Origin of the sequence: Staphylococcus sp. IVB6214, assembly GCF_025558585.1 — a bacterium.
Lineage (GTDB): Bacteria > Bacillota > Bacilli > Staphylococcales > Staphylococcaceae > Staphylococcus.
The window spans coordinates 251,182-274,173 of sequence record NZ_CP094723.1; the positions used below are offsets into that span (position 1 = coordinate 251,182).

At 38.6% G+C, this 22,992-nt stretch carries 25 protein-coding genes and 1 other annotated feature; of the genes, 23 read left to right on the forward strand and 2 right to left on the reverse strand.

What is annotated here, in order from left to right; translation table 11 throughout:
• Positions 1 to 138: 138 nt before the first annotated feature.
• Positions 139 to 1,452: an ISL3 family transposase gene (locus tag MUA51_RS01185; RefSeq protein WP_262559359.1), complete on the forward strand. Its 1,314-nt coding sequence runs from the start codon at positions 139 to 141 to the stop codon at positions 1,450 to 1,452.
• 325 nt (positions 1,453 to 1,777) lie between these two features.
• Here the strand turns inward: MUA51_RS01185 and MUA51_RS01190 are convergent, their stop codons facing one another.
• Complete coding sequence (locus tag MUA51_RS01190; RefSeq protein WP_262560073.1) at positions 1,778 to 2,983, reverse strand: NupC/NupG family nucleoside CNT transporter; 1,206 nt, start codon at positions 2,981 to 2,983, stop codon at positions 1,778 to 1,780.
• Positions 2,984 to 3,148: 165 nt separating this feature from the next.
• On the opposite strand from MUA51_RS01190, the gene MUA51_RS01195 reads away from it, so the two are divergent.
• The 19 genes from MUA51_RS01195 (at position 3,149) to rplA (ending at position 19,238) form a co-directional block, all read left to right on the forward strand.
• The gene (locus MUA51_RS01195) at positions 3,149 to 3,610 is read left to right on the forward strand and encodes a CtsR family transcriptional regulator (RefSeq protein ID WP_262560074.1); all 462 of its coding nucleotides are present in this window, start codon (positions 3,149 to 3,151) and stop codon (positions 3,608 to 3,610) included.
• A 20-nt stretch (positions 3,611 to 3,630) separates the two neighbouring features.
• Positions 3,631 to 4,167 carry a UvrB/UvrC motif-containing protein gene (locus MUA51_RS01200; RefSeq protein ID WP_481906510.1) on the forward strand — a complete coding sequence of 179 codons (537 nt, stop codon included), beginning with the start codon at positions 3,631 to 3,633 and terminating at the stop codon, positions 4,165 to 4,167.
• Positions 4,157 to 5,161: a protein arginine kinase gene (locus MUA51_RS01205; RefSeq protein ID WP_262560075.1), complete on the forward strand. Its 1,005-nt coding sequence runs from the start codon at positions 4,157 to 4,159 to the stop codon at positions 5,159 to 5,161. Before MUA51_RS01200 ends, MUA51_RS01205 begins: the two co-directional genes overlap by 11 nt.
• A 15-nt stretch (positions 5,162 to 5,176) precedes the next feature.
• Positions 5,177 to 7,624 (forward strand): ATP-dependent Clp protease ATP-binding subunit, encoded by a 2,448-nt coding sequence (locus tag MUA51_RS01210; protein WP_262560076.1) that lies wholly within the window; start codon positions 5,177 to 5,179, stop codon positions 7,622 to 7,624.
• Between the two features lie 153 nt (positions 7,625 to 7,777).
• Positions 7,778 to 9,142, forward strand: coding sequence for a DNA repair protein RadA (radA, locus tag MUA51_RS01215; RefSeq protein WP_262560077.1), 1,365 nt, complete (start codon positions 7,778 to 7,780; stop codon positions 9,140 to 9,142).
• A 40-nt stretch (positions 9,143 to 9,182) separates the two neighbouring features.
• Entirely contained in the window at positions 9,183 to 9,881 is a 699-nt protein-coding gene (gene ispD / locus MUA51_RS01220) for a 2-C-methyl-D-erythritol 4-phosphate cytidylyltransferase (protein WP_262560078.1), read from the forward strand.
• Positions 9,874 to 10,356: a 2-C-methyl-D-erythritol 2,4-cyclodiphosphate synthase gene (ispF, locus tag MUA51_RS01225; protein WP_262560079.1), complete on the forward strand. Its 483-nt coding sequence runs from the start codon at positions 9,874 to 9,876 to the stop codon at positions 10,354 to 10,356. Before ispD ends, ispF begins: the two co-directional genes overlap by 8 nt.
• A gap of 330 nt (positions 10,357 to 10,686) precedes the next feature.
• Entirely contained in the window at positions 10,687 to 12,141 is a 1,455-nt protein-coding gene (gltX, locus tag MUA51_RS01230) for a glutamate--tRNA ligase (RefSeq protein ID WP_262560080.1), read from the forward strand.
• Between the two features lie 297 nt (positions 12,142 to 12,438).
• Positions 12,439 to 13,080 (forward strand): serine O-acetyltransferase, encoded by a 642-nt coding sequence (gene cysE, locus MUA51_RS01235; RefSeq protein ID WP_262560081.1) that lies wholly within the window; start codon positions 12,439 to 12,441, stop codon positions 13,078 to 13,080.
• Positions 13,064 to 14,464, forward strand: coding sequence for a cysteine--tRNA ligase (gene cysS, locus MUA51_RS01240; protein WP_262560082.1), 1,401 nt, complete (start codon positions 13,064 to 13,066; stop codon positions 14,462 to 14,464). Before cysE ends, cysS begins: the two co-directional genes overlap by 17 nt.
• Before the next feature lie 43 nt (positions 14,465 to 14,507).
• Positions 14,508 to 14,858, forward strand: coding sequence for a Mini-ribonuclease 3 (locus MUA51_RS01245; RefSeq protein ID WP_262560843.1), 351 nt, complete (start codon positions 14,508 to 14,510; stop codon positions 14,856 to 14,858).
• A 5-nt stretch (positions 14,859 to 14,863) separates the two neighbouring features.
• Positions 14,864 to 15,613 (forward strand): 23S rRNA (guanosine(2251)-2'-O)-methyltransferase RlmB, encoded by a 750-nt coding sequence (gene rlmB, locus MUA51_RS01250; protein ID WP_262560083.1) that lies wholly within the window; start codon positions 14,864 to 14,866, stop codon positions 15,611 to 15,613.
• 3 nt (positions 15,614 to 15,616) lie between these two features.
• Positions 15,617 to 16,138: an NYN domain-containing protein gene (locus MUA51_RS01255; protein WP_262560084.1), complete on the forward strand. Its 522-nt coding sequence runs from the start codon at positions 15,617 to 15,619 to the stop codon at positions 16,136 to 16,138.
• 77 nt (positions 16,139 to 16,215) lie between these two features.
• Positions 16,216 to 16,794 (forward strand): sigma-70 family RNA polymerase sigma factor, encoded by a 579-nt coding sequence (locus MUA51_RS01260; RefSeq protein WP_262560085.1) that lies wholly within the window; start codon positions 16,216 to 16,218, stop codon positions 16,792 to 16,794.
• Positions 16,795 to 16,852: 58 nt separating this feature from the next.
• The gene (rpmG, locus tag MUA51_RS01265) at positions 16,853 to 16,996 is read left to right on the forward strand and encodes a 50S ribosomal protein L33 (RefSeq protein ID WP_262560086.1); all 144 of its coding nucleotides are present in this window, start codon (positions 16,853 to 16,855) and stop codon (positions 16,994 to 16,996) included.
• Positions 16,997 to 17,014: 18 nt separating this feature from the next.
• Complete coding sequence (gene secE / locus MUA51_RS01270; protein WP_262560087.1) at positions 17,015 to 17,194, forward strand: preprotein translocase subunit SecE; 180 nt, start codon at positions 17,015 to 17,017, stop codon at positions 17,192 to 17,194.
• A 19-nt stretch (positions 17,195 to 17,213) separates the two neighbouring features.
• A complete protein-coding gene (nusG, locus tag MUA51_RS01275) occupies positions 17,214 to 17,762 on the forward strand; it encodes a transcription termination/antitermination protein NusG (RefSeq protein WP_095115219.1) in 549 nt (182 codons plus the stop codon).
• A gap of 165 nt (positions 17,763 to 17,927) precedes the next feature.
• On the forward strand, positions 17,928 to 18,350 hold the full coding sequence (gene rplK, locus MUA51_RS01280) for a 50S ribosomal protein L11 (RefSeq protein WP_044359250.1): 423 nt from the start codon (positions 17,928 to 17,930) through the stop codon (positions 18,348 to 18,350).
• 192 nt (positions 18,351 to 18,542) lie between these two features.
• Positions 18,543 to 19,238 (forward strand): 50S ribosomal protein L1, encoded by a 696-nt coding sequence (gene rplA, locus MUA51_RS01285; RefSeq protein ID WP_095115221.1) that lies wholly within the window; start codon positions 18,543 to 18,545, stop codon positions 19,236 to 19,238.
• A gap of 348 nt (positions 19,239 to 19,586) precedes the next feature.
• On the opposite strand, the gene MUA51_RS01290 is transcribed toward rplA, so the two are convergent.
• Positions 19,587 to 20,900, reverse strand: a complete 1,314-nt coding sequence (locus tag MUA51_RS01290) for an ISL3 family transposase (RefSeq protein ID WP_262560088.1) — start codon at positions 20,898 to 20,900, stop codon at positions 19,587 to 19,589.
• Between the two features lie 230 nt (positions 20,901 to 21,130).
• Positions 21,131 to 21,269: a sequence feature (ribosomal protein L10 leader region), on the forward strand.
• A gap of 49 nt (positions 21,270 to 21,318) precedes the next feature.
• On the opposite strand from MUA51_RS01290, the gene rplJ reads away from it, so the two are divergent.
• The 3 genes from rplJ to MUA51_RS01305 all read left to right on the forward strand — a co-directional run bounded on the left by rplJ (position 21,319) and on the right by MUA51_RS01305 (position 22,938).
• On the forward strand, positions 21,319 to 21,819 hold the full coding sequence (rplJ, locus tag MUA51_RS01295) for a 50S ribosomal protein L10 (RefSeq protein WP_095115223.1): 501 nt from the start codon (positions 21,319 to 21,321) through the stop codon (positions 21,817 to 21,819).
• A gap of 44 nt (positions 21,820 to 21,863) precedes the next feature.
• Entirely contained in the window at positions 21,864 to 22,229 is a 366-nt protein-coding gene (gene rplL, locus MUA51_RS01300) for a 50S ribosomal protein L7/L12 (protein ID WP_095115225.1), read from the forward strand.
• A 100-nt stretch (positions 22,230 to 22,329) separates the two neighbouring features.
• On the forward strand, positions 22,330 to 22,938 hold the full coding sequence (locus MUA51_RS01305; RefSeq protein WP_262560089.1) for a class I SAM-dependent methyltransferase: 609 nt from the start codon (positions 22,330 to 22,332) through the stop codon (positions 22,936 to 22,938).
• The last annotated feature ends 54 nt before the right edge of the window (positions 22,939 to 22,992 follow it).

Below are 22,992 nucleotides of genomic sequence, written 5' to 3' on the forward strand. Positions count from 1 at the left end.
TAATCTTTTGTGGTGGGATGGCATGAACTGCTGTCCCGCCCTTTTTTGTTTTTTAAATCATTTTGATACAAAAAAAGCGCTCATGCCTCTATAATTTTAAGTGCCTAAACAAAAAATGAGAGGAGACATGATGCGCCTATGTGTAATGATATATTAAAACTATTAAAAATAAAAGATGAAAATATTCAAGTTCTTAAAGTGGAAGAAGATGTAGAAGTGCGTGGTCAGCTTTCTACGGTTGTTTATGGAACACTTTCTTATACACCAAAGGCATGTATGAAGTGTGGTTGTGTCAATGACGGACAAATACATAAGCACGGTAAACGTGTTTCGCGTTTAACACTATTAAAATCTCAAGAGTCTAATGTTTATCTTAATTTAGCGAAAGAACGCTTTAAGTGTCTACATTGTTTAAAGACTTTTACGGCTCAAACAAACATTGTTGATAGTAATTGCTTTATTACTAACCGTGTGAAATTAGCGATTCAGGACAAACTCACACGTGTACAGTCTGAGATAGACATTGCTAATGATTGTAGTGTTTCACCAAGCACAGTTAAGAGATGTATTCACCATATCTCACAATCATTAATAGTAAAACCTTCATCTGGATTGCCTAAACATCTCTCCATAGATGAATTTAAAAGCGTTAAAAATGTGACAACAGCGATGAGTTTTCTGTTTATAAATAATGAAACGAATCAGATTATCGATATCTTAGAAGATAGACGTATTCACAAACTTAAAGAGTACTTCTATCGTTTTGATCGTCGTGAACGATTAGCTGTCAAAACGGTCACAGCCGATATGTATGAACCCTACATTAACTTCATTCATGAAGTATTCCCGAATGCGATTTTAATCTTTGATCGTTTTCACATTGTTCAGCACCTTAACCGTGAACTTAATAAGCAACGTATTTCTATAATGAATACTTGTCGCTATAAGTCATCAACAGATTACACGAAAATGAAAAAACACTGGAAACTTTTCCTTTCTGACAGACAAGATATCAACAGCTATGAATACTTTTGGTCGAAGTCCTTCAAAACGTATACGACATCAAGAGATATTTTAGAGTATCTATTAAATCTTGATCAGCAGCTCTATGACACATATATGTTAGTTCATCACCTTCGAGAAGCATTAAAACAATGTGATTGGTTACGTTTCAAAGAAACTTTAATGAGTGTTGAAAAGAAGCATGTATCACGTGGTGTTTGGCGTGTCATTCGGTTCTATAAAAAATACGAGTATATCCTTTATTCAACAATTAAACACCCTAAGTTAAACAATGGAGCGATTGAAGGTATCAATAATAAAATTAAGCTTATTAAACGTGTATCATATGGCTATCGAAACTTTAATAACTTCAAGGCAAGGATACTGATTATTTTTAAGCTATATCAACGACGTAAAAAGGATAGTTTACTAATAAATAACGCTGCATAAATATATTACGTAGTAATCGCTATCTAATATGTCCTAACACACTTAGAGATGTGTATCTAAAATCATTTCTAATACGAGACGCCTAAGGCAACAAGCCGAACGGAAAATCCATTTTGGCTTCTTTTATTCAATAAAGCCAAAATTAGTTGAAGTGAGGCGCCTTGGCAAGCGAGTATTAAAGAAATGATGGTATAGAAAAAGCGCACAATTAATAATTAAACTGTACGCTTAAATGAATGTAGAGATGACTACATGTTATGATTAAGTTAAAAATAAAATTAGTTACTTTTTATTATCTGCCCACCACAAAAAATGGACTTCCTATTTAAATAAAGAATCCTGCGATTGTTGCAGAGATGAATGATACAAGTGTTGCACCGAATAAAAGTTTTAATCCGAAGCGAGCAACAACGTCACCTTTTTCATCGTTTAATGACTTGATGGCACCTGAGATGATACCAATTGAGCTGAAGTTGGCGAATGATACTAAGAAGACAGATACGACACCAACTGCGCGATCTGATAACCCTTCTACTTTTCCAAGTTCTGTCATTGCGACGAATTCGTTTGATAATAATTTTGTTGCCATGATTGAACCAGCGTCAACTGCATCACTCCATGGAATCCCTGTTAAGAATGCAAGTGGTGCGAAGATAAAGCCGATTAATGTTTGGAAGTTCCAGTCTAATGAACCGCCTGAAACCATTGCGATAATACCGCCAACAATTCCGTTTAATAATGAAATCAATGCGATATAACCAATTAACATGGCACCTACGATAACAGCAACTTTGAAACCATCTAAAATGTATTCCCCTAACATTTCAAAGAATGATTGTTTTTTCTCGTCTGTATCGATCAGTAATTTATCATTCTCTTCATCCACTTTGTATGGATTGATGATTGATGCGATGATGAAACCACCAAATAAGTTTAAGACAACAGCTGTTACAACGAATTCTGGTTTGATCATTGTGAAGTATGCCCCAACGATTGACGCAGAAACTGTTGACATGGCAGATGCTGTCAATGTGTACAAGCGGTGTTTCGGAATAAACGGCAATTGTTTTTTCAATGAAATGAATACTTCAGACTGACCTAAGATCGCTGAAGCAACAGCATTATATGATTCTAAACGCCCCATACCGTTTACTTTAGAAATCAAGAAACCAAGTACGTTAATGATAACTGGTAAAATCTTTAAATATTGTAAAATACCGATTAATGCTGAAATGAACACGATCGGTAATAACACGTTAATGAAGAAAGTAGATTCCCCTTCATTCATTAAGCCGCCGAATACAAAGTTGATCCCTTCAGATGCTTGTTGAAGCAAGTATCCAAACCCTGATGCTACGCCACCAACGATTTTAATCCCGATGCTCGTTTTAAGTAAGAAAAAGGCTAAAACGACTTGGATGGCAAGCATAAGACCGATGTATTGCCAGCGCACATTTTTTCTGTCAGAACTTGCAAGTAGCGCGAGCGCTAAGAAAACAATGATGCCGACAATCCCAATAATAATATGCATGCATGACACCTCTTATTCAAATTTATTAATATTTTCACTAACTCTATAATACAACATAAATGAAAGCAATAACATAACAAATTGATAAATTGGAAAACATATTGGTTGAAAAAGGTCAAAGGGGGTCATATAATATAGTCAAAGATGGTCAAAAGGGGTGATATGATGCACAATATGTCAGATATCATAGAGCAATATATTAAGCAGTTGTTTGAAGAAGCACAAGCCGATGTTGTAGAGATACAACGCGCGAATATTGCTGAACGTTTCGATTGCGTACCATCTCAGCTCAACTATGTGATAAAGACAAGATTTACGAATGAACATGGATATGAAATAGAGAGTAAGCGTGGTGGTGGTGGTTATATTCGCATCACTAAGATAGAAACGAAAGATCATGCGAGTTATATTAAACACTTGTTGTCACTGATTGGGACATCCTTATCACAGCAGCAAGCCTATTATATTATTGATGGTTTGCTCGAGAATGATTTGATTACGGAACGGGAAGCAAAAATGATTGCGGCAGTTATTGATCGTGAAACATTGAAGTTAGATGTGGCAGCGAGAGATATTATTCGTGCCAATATCATGAAACGGCTGTTACCAGTGATTAATTATTATTAAAGGTGAGAAGGTGATGCGTCATGTATCGTCATGAAGAAGAGCAACAACTGAAAAAATCAAACGCAGATAAACAAACGGGCATCCATCTGTCTCATGAATATTCGCAAGGGCATTCGGATGCGCAATGGCACGAAGGTGATGATGTTGAAGGGACTTTTGTCATTCAACAGATTTTACAACATCTCGCAGCGAAACACGGCATAAATGTCGATCAAATGATGTTTCGTGAAGCAAAGCGCTGTCCAACTTGTCAGATGACGTTAAAAGATATTGCACATGTCGGCAAGTTTGGTTGTCATGATTGTTATGAGACGTTTCGTGATGACGTGGCTGACATTGTACGTCGTGTGCAAGGCGGTCACTTGGAACATTCCGGCAAGTATCCGAAGTCGTCACATACAAAGCGTGCTTTGAAACGACAAATCGAAGAAAAACGGTCCTATTTAGAAACGCTGGTTGCACAACAAGCGTTTGAAGAAGCGGCTATTGTTCGAGATGAAATCCAAGCGTTGGAAGAAACGCAACAAAGCGAGGTGTCGAGACACGATGACGAATGAACATGATGCACCGTTGACGAATGGTCACCAACAAACGGCGACGCAACCGGTCGTGATGTCTTCACGCATTCGTTTGGCACGTAATCTTGAAAATTATGTGCATCCATTGATGTTTCCAAACGAAGATGAGGGACATCGCGTCGTCAACGAAGTACAAGATGCGCTGACGGACTTGAAGGTACAGCGATTGTCCGATATGGATCAACAAAGTGCATACAAGCTTGTAGCGAAGCATTTGATCAGTCCAGATCTGACGAAGCAACCTGCAGCAGCAGTGTTGCTGAACGATGATGAGACGGTCAGTGTGATGGTCAACGAGGAAGATCACGTGCGCATTCAGGTCATGGGACAAGACTTGTCGCTGGATGCTCTGTATCAACGGGCTTCGGAAATTGATGATCAACTGGATGCCGAAGTTGATATTAGTTATGATGAGACACTCGGTTATTTGACGACGTGTCCGACGAATATCGGAACGGGGATGCGTGCAAGTGTGATGTTGCATCTGCCGGGGTTGTCGATTATGAAGCGCATGAATCGTATTGCACAATCGATTAATCGATTTGGATTTACGATTCGTGGTATTTACGGTGAAGGGTCACAAGTGTATGGTCATGTGTACCAAGTGTCGAACCAGCTGACGCTTGGGAAGTCGGAACACGAGATTATCGAGGCGTTGACTGAACTCGTGACACAGATTATTCATGAAGAGTTAGAGGTGCGCCAGCGTTTATTGGCACACAAAGAGAATGAGACATTAGATCGCATTTATCGATCGCTCGGTATTTTAAAATATAGCCGCCGTATTTCGGTAGATGAAGCTTCATATCGTTTGAGTGATATTAAGCTCGGTATTGATTTAGGTGTGCTCGATATGCCAGCGTTTGATTTTAATGCCATGATGATTGCGATACAATCACCATTTTTAATAGATGAAGAAAGCGCACAATCCATTGAAGCAAAACGTGCAGACATATTAAGACATTATTTATAAATTGGAGGGTCACTTATGTTATTTGGTAGATTGACAGAACGTGCACAACGCGTATTAGCACATGCACAAGAAGAAGCAATTCGTTTCAACCATTCAAATATTGGAACAGAGCATTTATTATTAGGCTTGATGAAAGAACCAGAAGGTATTGCTGCTAAGGTATTAGAAAGCTTTGATATTACTGAAGAAAAGGTCGTTAATGAAGTTGAAAAATTGATCGGACATGGTCAAGAGCATATCGGTACACTACACTACACACCACGTGCTAAAAAGGTCATTGAATTATCAATGGACGAAGCACGTAAGTTACAGCATAACTTTGTTGGAACAGAACATATCTTATTAGGCTTAATTCGTGAAAATGAAGGTGTTGCAGCACGTGTGTTTGCGAACTTAGACTTGAATATTACGAAAGCACGCGCACAAGTTGTCAAAGCACTTGGCAGTCCAGAAATGGCATCACATAATGGACAAGCTTCAAAATCAGACAATACACCAACATTAGATAGCTTAGCACGTGACTTAACGGTTATCGCAAAAGATGGCACACTGGATCCAGTTATTGGACGCAGTAAAGAGATTACACGTGTGATTGAAGTATTGAGCCGTCGCACGAAGAACAACCCAGTACTTATCGGTGAACCGGGTGTTGGTAAGACAGCGATTGCAGAAGGTTTAGCACAAGCAATCGTGAAGAACGAAGTACCAGAAACATTGAAGAACAAACGTGTGATGTCATTAGATATGGGGACTGTTGTTGCAGGTACAAAATATCGTGGTGAGTTTGAAGAACGCTTGAAAAAAGTAATGGAAGAAATTCATCAAGCGGGTAACGTGATTCTCTTTATTGATGAATTGCACACATTAATCGGTGCCGGTGGTGCGGAAGGTGCAATTGATGCCTCAAATATTTTAAAACCAGCATTGGCACGTGGTGAGATTCAATGCATCGGTGCGACAACTCTAGATGAGTACCGTAAACATATTGAAAAAGATGCGGCACTTGAACGTCGTTTCCAACCAGTCCAAGTGGATGAACCAAGTGTTGAAGATACGATTTCAATCTTGAAAGGATTAAGAGATCGCTATGAAGCACATCATCGCATTAATATTTCTGACGAAGCGGTTGAAGCTGCAGCGAAGTTAAGTGACCGTTACGTTCAAGATCGCTTCTTACCTGACAAGGCAATTGACTTAATTGATGAAGCAAGTTCAAAAGTACGCTTGAGACATCATACAACACCAACGAACTTGAAAGAGCTTGAACAACAAATTGAACAAGTAAAAAATGAAAAAGATGCGGCAGTTCATGCGCAAGAATTTGAAAGTGCAGCTAATTTACGTGATAAACAAACAAAGTTAGAGTCACAATATGAAGCGGCAAAAAATGAATGGAAAAACAATCAAGACGATCAACATACGAAATTGACAGCAGATGACATCTCTGAAGTTATTGCAGGTTGGACAGGTATTCCGTTGACAAGATTGAATGAGACGGAATCTGATCGTTTGTTGAACCTTGAAGAAACATTACATGAACGTGTTATCGGACAAAAAGATGCTGTTACATCAATCTCTAAAGCTGTTCGTCGTGCACGTGCTGGCCTTAAAGATCCAAAACGTCCAATCGGTAGCTTCATCTTCTTAGGACCAACAGGTGTCGGTAAAACAGAACTTGCACGAGCACTTGCAGAATCAATGTTTGGCGAAGAAGATGCGATGATTCGTGTTGACATGAGTGAATACATGGAGAAACATGCGGTGAGTCGTTTAGTCGGAGCGCCTCCGGGATATGTTGGTCATGACGATGGTGGTCAATTGACTGAAAAAGTACGTCGTAAACCTTATTCAGTTATTTTATTTGATGAGATTGAGAAGGCACATCCAGATATTTTCAATGTATTGTTACAAGTGCTAGATGATGGCCATTTAACAGATACAAAAGGACGTCGTGTTGACTTTAGAAATACCGTGATTATCATGACTTCTAACGTTGGAGCACAAGAATTACAAGATCAACGTTTTGCTGGCTTTGGTGGCAAATCAGAAGGCAGCGATTATGAAACAATTCGTAACACGATGATGAAGAGTCTTAAAAATGCTTTCCGTCCAGAGTTCTTAAACCGTGTTGATGATATCATCGTCTTCCACAAGTTAGATAAAGACGAATTGAAAGAAATCGTCACAAAAATGGTAAATCAATTAACAAAACGTTTATCTGAACAAAATATTCATGTGAGCGTGACAGAAGCAGCGAAAGAGAAGATCGCTTCAGAAGGTTACGACCCAGAATATGGTGCACGTCCACTCGTTCGTGCCATCCAAAAAACAGTAGAAGATAACTTGAGTGAGTTGATTCTTGAAGGCAAAGAATTAGATGGTAAGTTAGTGACTGTTGATTATGATGGCGAAACGTTCCAATATGATGTGACAGAGCGTCCGTCTACGGAACCAACTGCATAATCATTTGTAAAGATTGGGATGACGGAATCTTTGGTATAAAGGTTCCGCACTCAATCTTTTTTTGTTTGGACGAATGATGGCGTCGTCGTTGTCAAGTGACGGTCACCAGTATAAAATAGATGAGAAGATAAATGAGATGGGGGTGTTAACGACATGGCAAAAAAGAAAGTGACTTTTGAGTGTACGGCATGTGGCTATCAAACGCCGAAATGGATGGGGAAATGCCCTAACTGCGGTGCGTGGAATAGTATGGAAGAGACGATTGAACAAAAAACGTCACACTCAAAACATAGTGTTCGTACAGAATCGACAGCTAAAGTGCAAAAACTGAATGATGTCAAACAAGAGCAAGCGCCGCGCATTTTAACAAAAAGCCGAGAACTGAATCGTGTGCTCGGTGGCGGGATTGTACAAGGTTCACTCGTACTGATCGGGGGAGATCCAGGTATTGGTAAGTCGACGTTATTGCTACAAATGTGTGCAGCATTATCTAAGGAGCGCAAGATTTTATATATTACGGGTGAAGAATCTTTGAATCAAACGAAGCTGCGTGCTGATCGTCTAGAAGAAGATGCCAGTGCTTTGAATGTCTTTGCAGAGACAAACTTAGAAATCATTCATGAAGCAGTGAAGAAGTTAGAACCAGAGTTAATTGTCGTTGACTCGATTCAGACAATTTTTCATCCTGACATTACATCGGCGCCAGGATCTGTGTCACAAGTGCGAGAAAGTACACAAAGTTTGATGCATATCGCCAAGCAGATGAATATTGCGACGTTTATTGTTGGACATGTGACGAAAGAAGGTCAGATTGCAGGTCCGCGTTTATTAGAACATATGGTAGACACTGTACTGTATTTTGAAGGAGATGAGCACCATGCGTATCGTATTTTACGTGCAGTGAAAAACCGTTTTGGCTCTACGAATGAGATGGGTATTTTTGAGATGAAACAGTCTGGTTTACACAGTGTCGTCAACCCATCAGAGATGTTTTTAGAAGAGCGTTCATCCAACGTTCCAGGCTCAACGATTGTTGCTACGATGGAAGGGACACGTCCATTACTCATCGAAGTACAAGCGCTTGTGACGCCGACGACTTTCAATAATCCACGTCGAATGGCGACAGGTATCGATCACAATCGTTTAAGCTTGTTAATGGCAGTACTCGAGAAGAAAGAAGGGTACTTGTTACAACAACAAGATGCGTATATTAAAGTTGCGGGCGGTGTGAAGTTGACAGAGCCTGCCGTAGACTTAGGTATTATCATTGCCACAGCGACAAGCTTCAAAGATCGTGCGGTTGATGGATTGGATTGCTTTATAGGTGAAGTAGGTCTTACAGGAGAAGTACGACGTGTGTCACGTATTGAACAGCGTGTACAAGAAGCGGCAAAGTTAGGCTTCAAGCGTGTCATTATTCCACAGACCAATATTGGTGGATGGACATTCCCAGAAGGCATAGAAGTGATCGGTGTGACATCGGTTCATGAAGCATTGAAGTATGCTTTAAAATCATAATGATAACGAGTTGTAATCAAGTAAAAAGGTGGCTAAGTGAATGACAGATTATCACGTGATTATCCCAGCAGCGGGAAAAGGAACACGTATGGGACGTACTTACAATAAATTATTCATTGAACTTTCTCAGCAAACGATCATTGAACATACCGTCAATGTTTTTCAACAAGACCCAGCTTGCCAAGGGATTTACTTGGCAATTCAACCTGATGATCGTGAGCAGTTGACAGATCTTCTTACACGTTTCGATAAAGTGAAACAGCTTGTTGAAGGTGGTCGAGAACGTCAAGAAAGTATTCATAAAGTGATTGCACAATTGAATGTACCTGACAATGATGTCGTTTTAGTCCATGACGGTGCCCGTCCATTTATTACAGCATCGTCTATCCATGATTTAGCAGATGCGATCAATGAACATGGTGCTGCAGTGATAGGAGTTAAAGCAAAAGATACGATTAAGGTCGTCCATGATCAATTTGTAACTGAAACGTTAGATCGTCAATATTTATGGCAAGTACAAACGCCACAAGGCGCAACATATCGTGTACTAAAAGATGCGTATGATCAAGCGTTAGCCAATCATGTTGTGGGTACAGATGATGCGTCACTACTTGAACACGCAGGACATTCCGTGCTTATGGTAGAAGGCAACTACGATAATATAAAAGTAACGACGGAAGAAGATTTAACAAATGCAGAAGCAATTATTGCAAAAAGGAGTGAAACAAAACATGTTTAGAGTCGGTTTAGGGTATGACGTCCATGCCTTTGATGCGGACCGCCCGCTCATTATCGGGGGTATTGAAGTACCGCATACACACGGATTAAAAGGACATAGTGATGCAGATGTTTTATTACATGCAATTACAGATGCGATGTTAGGTGCAAGCGCACTGGGTGATATTGGCAAGTTATTTCCAGATACAGATATGGCATTTAAAGACGCAGACTCAAAGGTATTATTGACAGAAGCTTATAAAGAAGTGAAAGCATTGGGATATGTCATTAATAATGTTGATGCGACGATTATTGCGGAACGTCCAAAATTCAGACCGCATATTGATACAATGCGTCAAGTGATTGCAGACTTATTCGAGATTGATGTTGAAAGAGTGAATGTCAAAGCGACAACAAGTGAAAAGCTTGGCTTTACAGGGCGTCAAGAAGGTATTGCAGCACAAGCAATTGTTTCAATTATTAAGCAACAAGGATAATGAGAGGCAGGAGCAGAATTCTCGGTAGAACTTCACAGCTTTACAAAACTTAAAAAACAAGTTTGATCGTTGTTCTGGTTCTACTCGAATTCAAATCGCTTCTCTCACAACCTCTTGATGTCAGTGTTCGAGAAGCAGAATTCTCGGTAGAACGTCGCAATTCAACAAAATAAAAAAGCTATTTTGAGAATGGCTTAGGTTCTACTTGAATTCAAATCGCTTCTCTCACAACCTCTTGGCACTACGACGAATTCTTTGTAAAACATGAGATTTCTGGAGTGCTCTCGTGTTATAATATAAAAATTGAAGATTAAAACAGGAGTGAATACAATGAGTGAACGAGTAAGAGTAAGATATGCACCAAGTCCAACGGGATATTTGCATATTGGGAACGCACGTACAGCATTATTTAACTATTTATTCGCTAAACATCACGGTGGCGATTTTGTCATTCGTATTGAAGATACGGATTCAAAACGTAACTTAGAAGATGGTGAATCATCACAATTTAACAACTTGCAATGGCTAGGTCTTGATTGGGATGAGTCAGTGGATAAAGATAAAGGTTACGGACCTTATCGTCAATCAGAACGTGGACATATTTACCAACCACTAATCGAGCAATTGTTAGCAGAAGATAAAGCATACAAATGCTATATGACGGAAGAAGAATTGGAAGCAGAACGTCAAGAACAAATCGAACGTGGTGAAATGCCAAGATACGGTGGTAAGCATGCGCATTTAACAGAAGAAGAGCGTGCACAATTTGAAGCGGAAGGGCGCAAACCATCTATTCGTTTCCGTGTGCCACAAGACCGCACGTACAAGTTTGATGATATGGTTAAAGGTGAAGTGTCTTTTGAATCAGACAACTTTGGTGACTGGGTTATCGTGAAAAAAGATGGTGTACCAACATATAATTTCGCCGTAGCAGTGGATGATCACTATATGGAAATTACAGATGTTATTCGTGGGGATGATCATATCTCTAACACTCCAAAACAATTAATGATTTATGAAACATTTGGTTGGGAACCACCACTTTTCGGTCATATGACATTGATTGTTAACGAACAACGTAAAAAATTAAGTAAGCGTGACGGTCAAATTTTACAATTTATCGAGCAATATCGTGATTTAGGATATCTTCCTGAAGCGATTTTCAACTTTATTGCATTGTTAGGTTGGTCTCCAGAAGGTGAAGAAGAAATCTTCTCAAAACAAGAGTTTATCGATATCTTCTCTGAAAAACGCCTTTCAAAATCACCTGCATTTTTCGATAAACAAAAGCTTGAATGGATTAACAACCAATACATGAAGGAAAAAGATGCGGAGACAGTCTTCGAAATGACGTTGCCACACATGATTAAGGCAGGATTGTTACCGGAATCTCCATCAGAAGCGGATCTTGAATGGGGTCGTAAATTAGTGGCGCTATATCAAGAACAAATGAGCTATGCAGGCGAAATCGTACCACTTTCTGAATTGTTCTTCCGTGATGAAAAAGAATTGGATGAAGCAGCACAAGAAGTGCTAAATGGCGAACAAGTGCCTGAGTTGATGCGTGTATTGAGTGCGAAACTAGAAGCACTTGAATCATTTAAAGCTGAAGATATCAAAAAAGAAATCAAAGCGGTACAAAAAGAAACAGGCATTAAAGGGAAAAATCTTTTCATGCCAATTCGTGTGGCTGTGACAGGTCAAATGCACGGGCCAGAGTTACCAAATACGATTGAAGTATTAGGTAAAGACAAAGTATTGACACGAATTCAAAAGTTACTATAGTGTTTAACTTGATATCGGTAGTTAAATCGACTACTATTAAGGTGAATTTGGAATAAAGGATTAGTAAACTATAACAAGTGTTTCAGAGAGTGTACGGTTGCTGCGAGTACACCACATGTATAGTCGAATGCACCTTTAGGATAACAGTTTTATATAGCCAATGAGTGAACGTATGACGTGAAGACAGCGTGTACGTTAATAAGAGTGGAACCGTGCAATAGCACCTCTGACAGTTTGATGTTAGAGGTGCTATTTTTACGAGATAAATACTAAAACCGTGAGAAAAGAGGGAAAGATATGTTAAGACGTATGGTGGATGACGTGAAGATGGTATTCGAACAAGACCCGGCTGCACGTTCATCGTTTGAAGTCATTACCACATATGTTGGTCTGCACGCAGTATGGAGTCATTTGGTTGCGCACAAACTTTACCAAAAGAAGCACTATATATTAGCGCGTGTGATTTCACAAGTTTCACGATTTTTTACAGGTATTGAAATACATCCCGGCGCCAAGATTGGACGTCGTCTGTTTATTGACCATGGTATGGGTGTGGTCATTGGGGAAACGTGTACCATTGGAGACAACGTGACCATTTATCAAGGTGTCACTTTAGGTGGGACAGGTAAAGAAAAAGGAAAACGTCACCCTGACATTGGTGACAATGTGCTGATTGCAGCAGGATCAAAAGTATTGGGGAACATCAAAGTACATTCAAATGTTAATATCGGAGCGAACTCTGTTGTATTAAGAGATGTACCTAGCTATACAACAGTCGTTGGTATTCCAGGACGAATCGTGAAACAAGATGGTAAGCGTATCGGTAAAAACTTTGATCACTTGAATTTACCAGACCCAATCTTTGAACAAATTAAACAGCTTGAAAAACAACTGGAACAAACGAAAAACGGGGAGATTAAAGATGATTACATTATATAATACATTAACGCGCCAAAAAGAGCCGTTTAAACCAATTGAACCTGGGAAAGTGAAAATGTATGTATGTGGACCGACTGTCTATAACTACATCCATATCGGTAACGCTCGTCCAGCGATCAATTACGATGTTGTCAGACGTTATTTGGAATACAAAGGCTTTGAAGTGAACTATGTATCGAATTTTACGGATGTTGATGACAAATTAATCAAACGTTCACAAGAGTTGAACGAAACTGTTCCAGAAATTGCTGAACGGTATATTAAAGCATTTCATGAAGATACAGGTGCTTTGAATGTCAAACCAGCAACTGCTAATCCACGTGTAATGGATCATATGGATGAGATTATTGCGTTTATTAAAAAGCTTGTTGATGAAGGCTATGCGTATGAGAGTGGCGGTGATGTATACTTCCGAACACGTAAGTTTGATGAGTATGGCAAGTTGAGTCATCAGTCATTGGATGACCTAAAAGTTGGCGCACGTATTGAACAAGGTGAAAACAAAGAAGATGCATTAGACTTCACATTGTGGAAAAGTGCAAAACCCGGTGAAATCAGCTGGGAAAGTCCATTCGGTGAAGGCCGTCCAGGCTGGCACATTGAATGTTCTGTAATGGCATTTGAGAAACTCGGACCAACGATCGACATTCACGCGGGTGGTAGTGATTTACAATTCCCACACCATGAAAACGAAATCGCACAATCTGAATGTCATAACCATGCGCCATTTGCAAATTATTGGATGCATAACGGCTTCATCAATATTGATAATGAAAAAATGAGTAAATCGCTTGGAAACTTTATTTTAGTACATGATATTATCAAAGAAGTAGACCCAGACGTATTGCGTTTCTTCATGATTAGCGTTCATTATCGTAGTCCGATCAACTATAATTTAGAATTAGTTGAAGCAGCTAAAAGTGGCTTAACACGTATACGCAATAGCTATGAAGCGTTGCTTGCACGTGAATCAGTAGCGACAGATATCGTTGTGGCACAAGAATATATCGATCAAATTGAAGCGATTTTAACGCAGTTTGAAAAAGTGATGGACGATGACTTTAATACAGCGAATGCGATTACCGCTTGGTATGATTTAGCGAAACTAGCTAATAAATATTTGCTTGAAGACAATACAGCAACAACAGTCATCACACGCTTTAAAGAAGTGTTCCAAATCTTTAGTGATGTATTAGGAGTGCCACTCCAACCTGCACAAGCTGAAGAACTACTTGATGCAGAAGTAGAAGCATTGATTGAAGAGAGAAATGAAGCACGAAAAAATAAAAACTTTGCGCGTGCAGATGAGATCCGCGACCAGCTCAAAGCACAGAATATCTTGTTGGAAGATACGCCACAAGGTGTGAGATTTAAACGTGTATAACACAATTGATTTTAAGCAATTAAGCCCACTCACACTCGCATATATGGGAGATGCCGTTTTGGATCAGTTTGTCCGTGGGCACATTATTTTAAAGTATCAAAGTAAACCGAACCGTTTGCATCAAGAAGCCAAACGGTTCGTTTCTGCTAAGAGTCAAGCGCAAACTTTGGAAGCATTGTTAGCAGATGAGTGGTTTACAGAAGAAGAATTGGCTATCGTAAAGCGCGGTCGCAATGCTAAAAGTCATACGAAAGCTAAAAATACAGATATCCAAACGTATCGTAAAAGTTCAGGTCTTGAAGCGGTGATTGGTTATTTGCATTTAACTCAACAAGAAGCACGTATCATCTCGTTATTGAATGAGATTGTAAGGCAAGTAGAAAAGAGGTGTTAGACGCAATGGAATCAGAAGTAATAGTTGGGCGTCATGCCGTTCGTGAAGCAATTATGAGCGGACATGCGGTGAATAAAGTATTAATTCAAGAAGGTATTAAGAAACAGCAAATTGACGATATTTTAAAACAAGCAAAAGATTTAAAATTAGTCGTTCAAACTGTTCCAAAATCAAAATTAGATCAGATCTCAACAGCACCTCATCAAGGTGTTGCAGCATATATTGCACCGTACGAATATGAGACTTTAGAGCATTTTCTAGAACAGCAGAAGCAGAAGGATGAGTTATCAACAGTACTTATACTCGATGGATTGGAAGATCCGCATAACTTAGGCTCGATTCTTAGAACAGCAGATGCGACAGGTGTAGACGGCATCATCATCCCTAAACGCCGCTCTGTTGCACTTACACAGACAGTGGCAAAAGCTTCAACAGGCGCAATTCAACACGTTCCTGTCATCCGAGTTACGAACTTGTCTCAAACGATTGATGTATTGAAAGATCAAGGATATTGGGTAGCAGGCACAGAAGCAAATCATGCGACAGATTATCGTCAAATGCAGGCGGACATGCCACTTGCTATTGTGATTGGTAGCGAAGGACAAGGCATGAGCCGACGTGTGAAAGAAAAATGTGATTTCTATATTAAAATCCCGATGGTTGGTCATGTTAACAGTTTGAATGCATCAGTTGCAGCGAGTTTGATGATGTATGAGGTGTTGAGAAAGCGTCAGCCTATTGGCGGTGACAAGTAATCTATGAAAGATTATTATGTGATTATTGATGGATATAATATGATTGGACAATCACCCGAACTGATGCGCCTTGCAAAAGAAAATCTAGAAGAAGCACGTGAGCAATTGCTGATTGAGATTGCAAACTATAATGCGATTGTGAAAGGTCACATCATCTGTGTGTTTGATGCGTATGAACAAGGTACACCACAATCAGAAACGGTCTACCATGGTGTGAGGGTCATTTTCACCAAAGAGGGAGAAACAGCAGATAGCTTTATTGAACGCTATGTTTATAATATCTATCATAAACACTTAACACATATCACTGTTGTGACGAGTGATATGAGCGAACAGCACGCCATTTTTGGAACGGGTGCTTATCGTATCTCATCTAGAGAAATGTGGCGTCATTTGAAAGAGAACAAGACAGCTGTTTCCAAGACGATATCGTCATTTGAAGCACAAAAACCACGCACAAGAATGCATCTGTCAGAAGAAGTTTTGATAGAATTTGAAAAAATTAGACGTGGTAAGCGTCAATAATTGGCAAGTCTCGATTTGATTTTTGAGAAGGGAATTCATACGCTATTGAGTACCCCATAACAAAGCGAGGCGATTCAATGCAGCGAATGGAACAACGTAACAACTTTGAAAATCAACCCTTCTCAACAAATGAAGTCCCCCTTATGGAAGCGCAATTGAACGATATCAAACAACGTGCGACGCAGTCTTTTGCTGATTATAGTATTCATGAGTATGATCGTGATGACTTGATCCAAGAGACTGTGATTCGTTTGTATCAAAAAATTCGAGATACCGAAGAGCCGCACACTACGCCATTTGAACATTATATCAATCGAACGATTCGTCGGCGTAAGTTGGATTACAGGCGGAAAAAGATGAATCGACAGCGCATATTTGACAGGTATGCACAGTCTGTTAAATATGAACACACTTATGATGATAAACATGGAGACCCGTTAGATATTGTCATTCATAATGAAATGCTGTTTGCAGTATTTCAAGAAGCATTAGCAACATTAACACCGGTCGAATATCGTGTCTGTCAGTATTTATATCAAGAATGGAAACCCGCAGAAATCGCACAAACAATGGATATCCCCCCGAAGAAGGTCTACAATACAATTTACCGTGTACGCAAAAAGTTGAAAGCGGCACTGCAAATGAATGTAGATTGACAATTGAACATGACCTTATGTATAGTTAATGAGTATTATAGGATTAAGGTGAGTTAAAGTGAAAAAAGTACCACTGAATTGTGAAAAATGTGGCAGTCGCAACTACCATCTTCCAAAATCGACGAATCAAACCGATCGATTAACATTGAAGAAATTTTGTGCGTCATGTCAAACACATACACTTCATAAAGAATCCAAATAATTGGAGGTAAAGACGATTATGGCTAAAAAAGAGAGCTTCTTCCAAGGTGTTAAGTCAGAAATGGAAAAGACAAGTTGGCCAACGGGTCCTGAACTTGTGAAATATACGACAATCGTAGTATGTACAGTAGTGTTCTTCTTGCTATTTTTCTACGGTTTGGATATTGGAATTGGTCAAGTTATTAAAATGATAAAATAGTGAGTGAGGAGATGTCAGCATGTCTGAAGATTTCGGTGCGAAACATTGGTATGCAGTTCATACCTATTCAGGATATGAGAATAAAGTAAAACAGAATTTGGAAAAACGTGTTGAGTCTATGAATATGACTGAACAAATTTTCCGCGTTGTGATTCCTGAAGAAGAGGAAACACAAGTGAAAGATGGAAAAGCGAAGAAGTCAATGAAGAAAACATTCCCGGGATATGTTTTAGTTGAATTAATTATGACGGATGAGTCTTGGTATGTTGTTCGTAACACACCTGGTGTTACAGGATTCGTTGGTTCAGCGGGTGCGGGATCTAAGCCGAACCCATTACTGCCTGAAGAAGCGCGCTTCATTTTAAAACAGATGGGCATGAAAGAAAAAACAATCGACGTTGAAGTTGAATTGGGCGAACAAGTGCGTGTCACTTCTGGTCCGTTTGCTAACCAAGTGGGCGAAGTCGAAAGTATCGAAGCAGATAAATTCAAATTAACAGTGTTAGTTGATATGTTTGGTCGTGAAACTCCTGTGGAAGTTGAATTTGATCAAATTGAAAAACTTTAATGTAGTGTAAAAAGATCATAAAGTTTTGTGTTGTAATCTAAACATCTAGATGATATAATAACGAAGTCGCGCATTTATAGCGCTACATTTCGTCACGAAATGTTAAGAGTGGGAGGGCAAAAATGAGCCCTGTGACCACATCACGATATCAAGGAGGTGCACATCGTGGCTAAAAAAGTTGAAAAAGTAGTTAAGTTACAAATTCCAGCAGGTAAAGCAAACCCAGCACCACCAGTTGGTCCTGCATTAGGTCAAGCCGGTGTGAACATTATGGCTTTCACAAAGGAATTTAACGCACGTACGCAAGAACAAGTAGGTTTAATTATTCCAGTAGAAATTTATGTATATGAAGACCGTTCATTTACATTCATTACTAAAACACCACCTGCAGCAGTTTTACTTAAAAAAGCAGCAGGCGTTGAAAAAGGTTCTGGTGAACCTAACAAAACAAAAGTTGCTACTGTAACAAAAGACCAAGTACGTGAAATTGCTAACACAAAAATGCCAGACTTAAACGCTGCTGACGAAGAAGCGGCTATGCGTATCGTTGAAGGTACTGCACGTAGTATGGGTATTGTTGTTGAGTAATTGTATTAACGTCAACACGTAATTTAAACGAACAAATGATAAATTTTGTAGTGAACGCAGATAGACCCCTTTGTTATACAGATGACATTGCTAAAGCGTAACGACGCTCGGGTTATCTGCGCTCAACTTGCTATTACGGCAAGTAAACGTGGGAGGACATTCCGATAACACCACTAAAGGAGGACAATAATAATGGCTAAAAAAGGTAAAAAGTATCAAGAAGCAGTTAGCAAAATTGATCGCCAAGCATACTATGCTATCGAAGAAGCGATTAAATTAGCTCAAGAAACATCTGTTGCTAACTTCGATGCTTCAGTTGAAGTAGCATTCCGTTTAGGAATTGATACGCGTAAAAATGACCAACAAATCCGTGGCGCAGTAGTATTACCACACGGTACTGGTAAATCACAACGCGTATTGGTATTCGCTAAAGGCGACAAAATTGCAGAAGCAGAAGCAGCAGGCGCTGACTACGTTGGTGATGCTGAATATGTAAACAAAATCCAACAAGGTTGGTTTGATTTTGACGTAGTTGTTGCAACACCTGACATGATGGGTGAAGTTGGTAAATTAGGTCGTGTATTAGGACCTAAAGGTTTAATGCCAAACCCTAAAACAGGCACTGTAACAATGGATGTTACAAAAGCTGTTGAAGAAATCAAAGCTGGTAAAGTAGAATACCGTGCTGAAAAAGCAGGTATCGTACATGCATCTATCGGTAAAGTATCATTCGATACTGACAAACTTGTAGATAACTTCAAAACATTATTAGATGTTTTAACAAAAGCAAAACCAGCATCAGCTAAAGGTACTTACTTCAAATCAGTTTCAGTTACAACTACAATGGGCCCTGGCGTCAAAGTAGATACTGCAACTTTCAAACTATAAGTTTATTAACACAAGCGTAAAATGATGGAAGTCCATTTTTTGTGGTGGGCAGATAATAAAAAGTAACTAATTTTATTTTTAACTTAATCATAACATGTAGTCATCTCTACATTCATTTAAGCGTACAGTTTAATTATTAATTGTGCGCTTTTTCTATACCATCATTTCTTTAATACTCGCTTGCCAAGGCGCCTCACTTCAACTAATTTTGGCTTTATTGAATAAAAGAAGCCAAAATGGATTTTCCGTTCGGCTTGTTGCCTTAGGCGTCTCGTATTAGAAATGATTTTAGATACACATCTCTAAGTGTGTTAGGACATATTAGATAGCGATTACTACGTAATATATTTATGCAGCGTTATTTATTAGTAAACTATCCTTTTTACGTCGTTGATATAGCTTAAAAATAATCAGTATCCTTGCCTTGAAGTTATTAAAGTTTCGATAGCCATATGATACACGTTTAATAAGCTTAATTTTATTATTGATACCTTCAATCGCTCCATTGTTTAACTTAGGGTGTTTAATTGTTGAATAAAGGATATACTCGTATTTTTTATAGAACCGAATGACACGCCAAACACCACGTGATACATGCTTCTTATCAACACTCATTAAAGTTTCTTTGAAACGTAACCAATCACATTGTTTTAATGCTTCTCGAAGGTGATGAACTAACATATATGTGTCATAGAGCTGCTGATCAAGATTTAATAGATACTCTAAAATATCTCTTGATGTCGTATACGTTTTGAAGGACTTCGACCAAAAGTATTCATAGCTGTTGATATCTTGTCTGTCAGAAAGGAAAAGTTTCCAGTGTTTTTTCATTTTCGTGTAATCTGTTGATGACTTATAGCGACAAGTATTCATTATAGAAATACGTTGCTTATTAAGTTCACGGTTAAGGTGCTGAACAATGTGAAAACGATCAAAGATTAAAATCGCATTCGGGAATACTTCATGAATGAAGTTAATGTAGGGTTCATACATATCGGCTGTGACCGTTTTGACAGCTAATCGTTCACGACGATCAAAACGATAGAAGTACTCTTTAAGTTTGTGAATACGTCTATCTTCTAAGATATCGATAATCTGATTCGTTTCATTATTTATAAACAGAAAACTCATCGCTGTTGTCACATTTTTAACGCTTTTAAATTCATCTATGGAGAGATGTTTAGGCAATCCAGATGAAGGTTTTACTATTAATGATTGTGAGATATGGTGAATACATCTCTTAACTGTGCTTGGTGAAACACTACAATCATTAGCAATGTCTATCTCAGACTGTACACGTGTGAGTTTGTCCTGAATCGCTAATTTCACACGGTTAGTAATAAAGCAATTACTATCAACAATGTTTGTTTGAGCCGTAAAAGTCTTTAAACAATGTAGACACTTAAAGCGTTCTTTCGCTAAATTAAGATAAACATTAGACTCTTGAGATTTTAATAGTGTTAAACGCGAAACACGTTTACCGTGCTTATGTATTTGTCCGTCATTGACACAACCACACTTCATACATGCCTTTGGTGTATAAGAAAGTGTTCCATAAACAACCGTAGAAAGCTGACCATGCACTTCTACATCTTCTTCCACTTTAAGAACTTGAATATTTTCATCTTTTATTTTTAATAGTTTTAATATATCATTACACATAGGCGCATCATGTCTCCTCTCATTTTTTGTTTAGGCACTTAAAATTATAGAGGCATGAGCGCTTTTTTTGTATCAAAATGATTTAAAAAACAAAAAAGGGCGGGACAGCAGTTCATGCCATCCCACCACAAAAGATTAAGACCCAAAATGATCAGTTGATTGTTTTGCGCTTTGTTTCAAATAAAGTTAGAAATAAATGTTGACTATTGAGTGGAAAACAGTTATATTTAACTTTGTTGAATATTTTACCTAAGACAGTAGGAGCATTGATATGCTTAATACTTCATCCTACCGAGGCTAAATTGACTTGAACGTGAAAACTTTCAAGCACTTTTTGCCCAGGGTAAAAAGTGCTTTTTTTATTCGAGAGACATCTTGGATATTTAAAAGCATAAAAATTATCTATGGAGGTGTCTAAATGTCTGGAATCATTGAAGCGAAAAAACAACAAGTTGACATCATCGCAGAGCAACTTAAATCTTCTGTTTCTACAGTAGTTGTTGACTACCGTGGTTTAACAGTAGCTGAAGTGACAGAATTACGTAAACAATTACGTGAAGCAGGCGTACAATACAAAGTTTACAAAAACACATTGTTACGTCGTGCAGCTGAACAAGCTGGTATCGAAGGTTTAGATGAACATTTCACTGGACCAACTGCAGTTGCTTTCACAACTGAAGATGTCGTTGCACCGGCAAAAGTTATCGCTGGATTCGCTAAAGAACACGAAGCTTTAGAAATTAAGACAGGTGTCATGGAAGGTAGCGTAATCACTGCTGAAGAAGTTAAGACAGTTGGTTCTTTACCATCACACGACGGTCTTGTATCAATGCTTCTTTCTGTATTACAAGCGCCAATCCGCAACTTCGCTTATGCAGTTAAAGCTGTTGGTGAAAACAAAGAAGAAAACGCAGAGTAATCAATACATTAAATTAATCAGTTAAAAAATGGAGGAATATTAACATGGCTAATCAAGAGCAAATCATTGAAGCAATTAAAGAAATGTCAGTTTTAGAATTAAATGACTTAGTTAAAGCAATCGAAGAAGAATTTGGTGTAACTGCAGCAGCACCAGTTGCAGCAGCAGGCGCAGCTGGCGGAGACGCAGCAGCTGAAAAAACTGAATTTGATGTTGAATTAACTTCAGCTGGATCATCAAAAATCAAAGTTGTTAAAGCAGTTAAAGAAGCAACTGGTTTAGGCTTAAAAGACGCTAAAGAATTAGTTGACGGTGCACCAAGCATCATCAAAGAAGCTATGCCTAAAGAAGAAGCTGAAAAACTTAAAGAACAATTAGAAGAAGTTGGCGCTTCAGTAGAATTAAAATAATTCATTGATAAGTGAAAACCCGCTATTTCATGAAAATAGCGGGTTTTTGAATATGTAAATAACAAAATTTATTTTATATGAAGATAAGGTGTGAATGTCTATGAGTCATTATTATGACGCACATCCTGATACGCAATCTGATGAGAGAGACATTGTTTATGAATGTTATAAGCAGCGTTTAATCTTAACAACAGATGCGGGGGTCTTTTCACGCGACCAAGTCGATTTTGGTTCGGATTTGCTGATTCAAACGTTTTTAAGCGAGCATCCACCTGGTCAAGCGAAGTTGATTGCTGATGTAGGGTGCGGATACGGACCGATTGGACTGTTGTTAGCAAAGGTAGCACCACACGATCAACTCACGATGCTTGATGTTAATCATAGAGCCTTAGAGTTGGCGCGTAAAAATGCGAAACGCAATCAGATTGATAACGTTTCGATTCAAGAAAGTAACGGATTAGCTGAAGTGGCAGATGCTTCACAGCATTATATTTTAACTAATCCACCGATTCGTGCAGGGAAACAAGTGGTACATCAAATTTTGGAAGATGCATATGATAAATTGAAAGATGATGGTGCATTGTATGTAGTCATTCAAAAGAAACAAGGTATGCCTTCTGCTAAGAAAAAGATGATGTCCGTTTTTGGAAATGCAGAGTCGATTAAAAACAGTAAAGGCTATCATATATTAAAAAGCATTAAATCTTGATTTTGAAGTATATGTATGGTAAAGTAATAAGATGAAAAATTTATGTTCAACAAG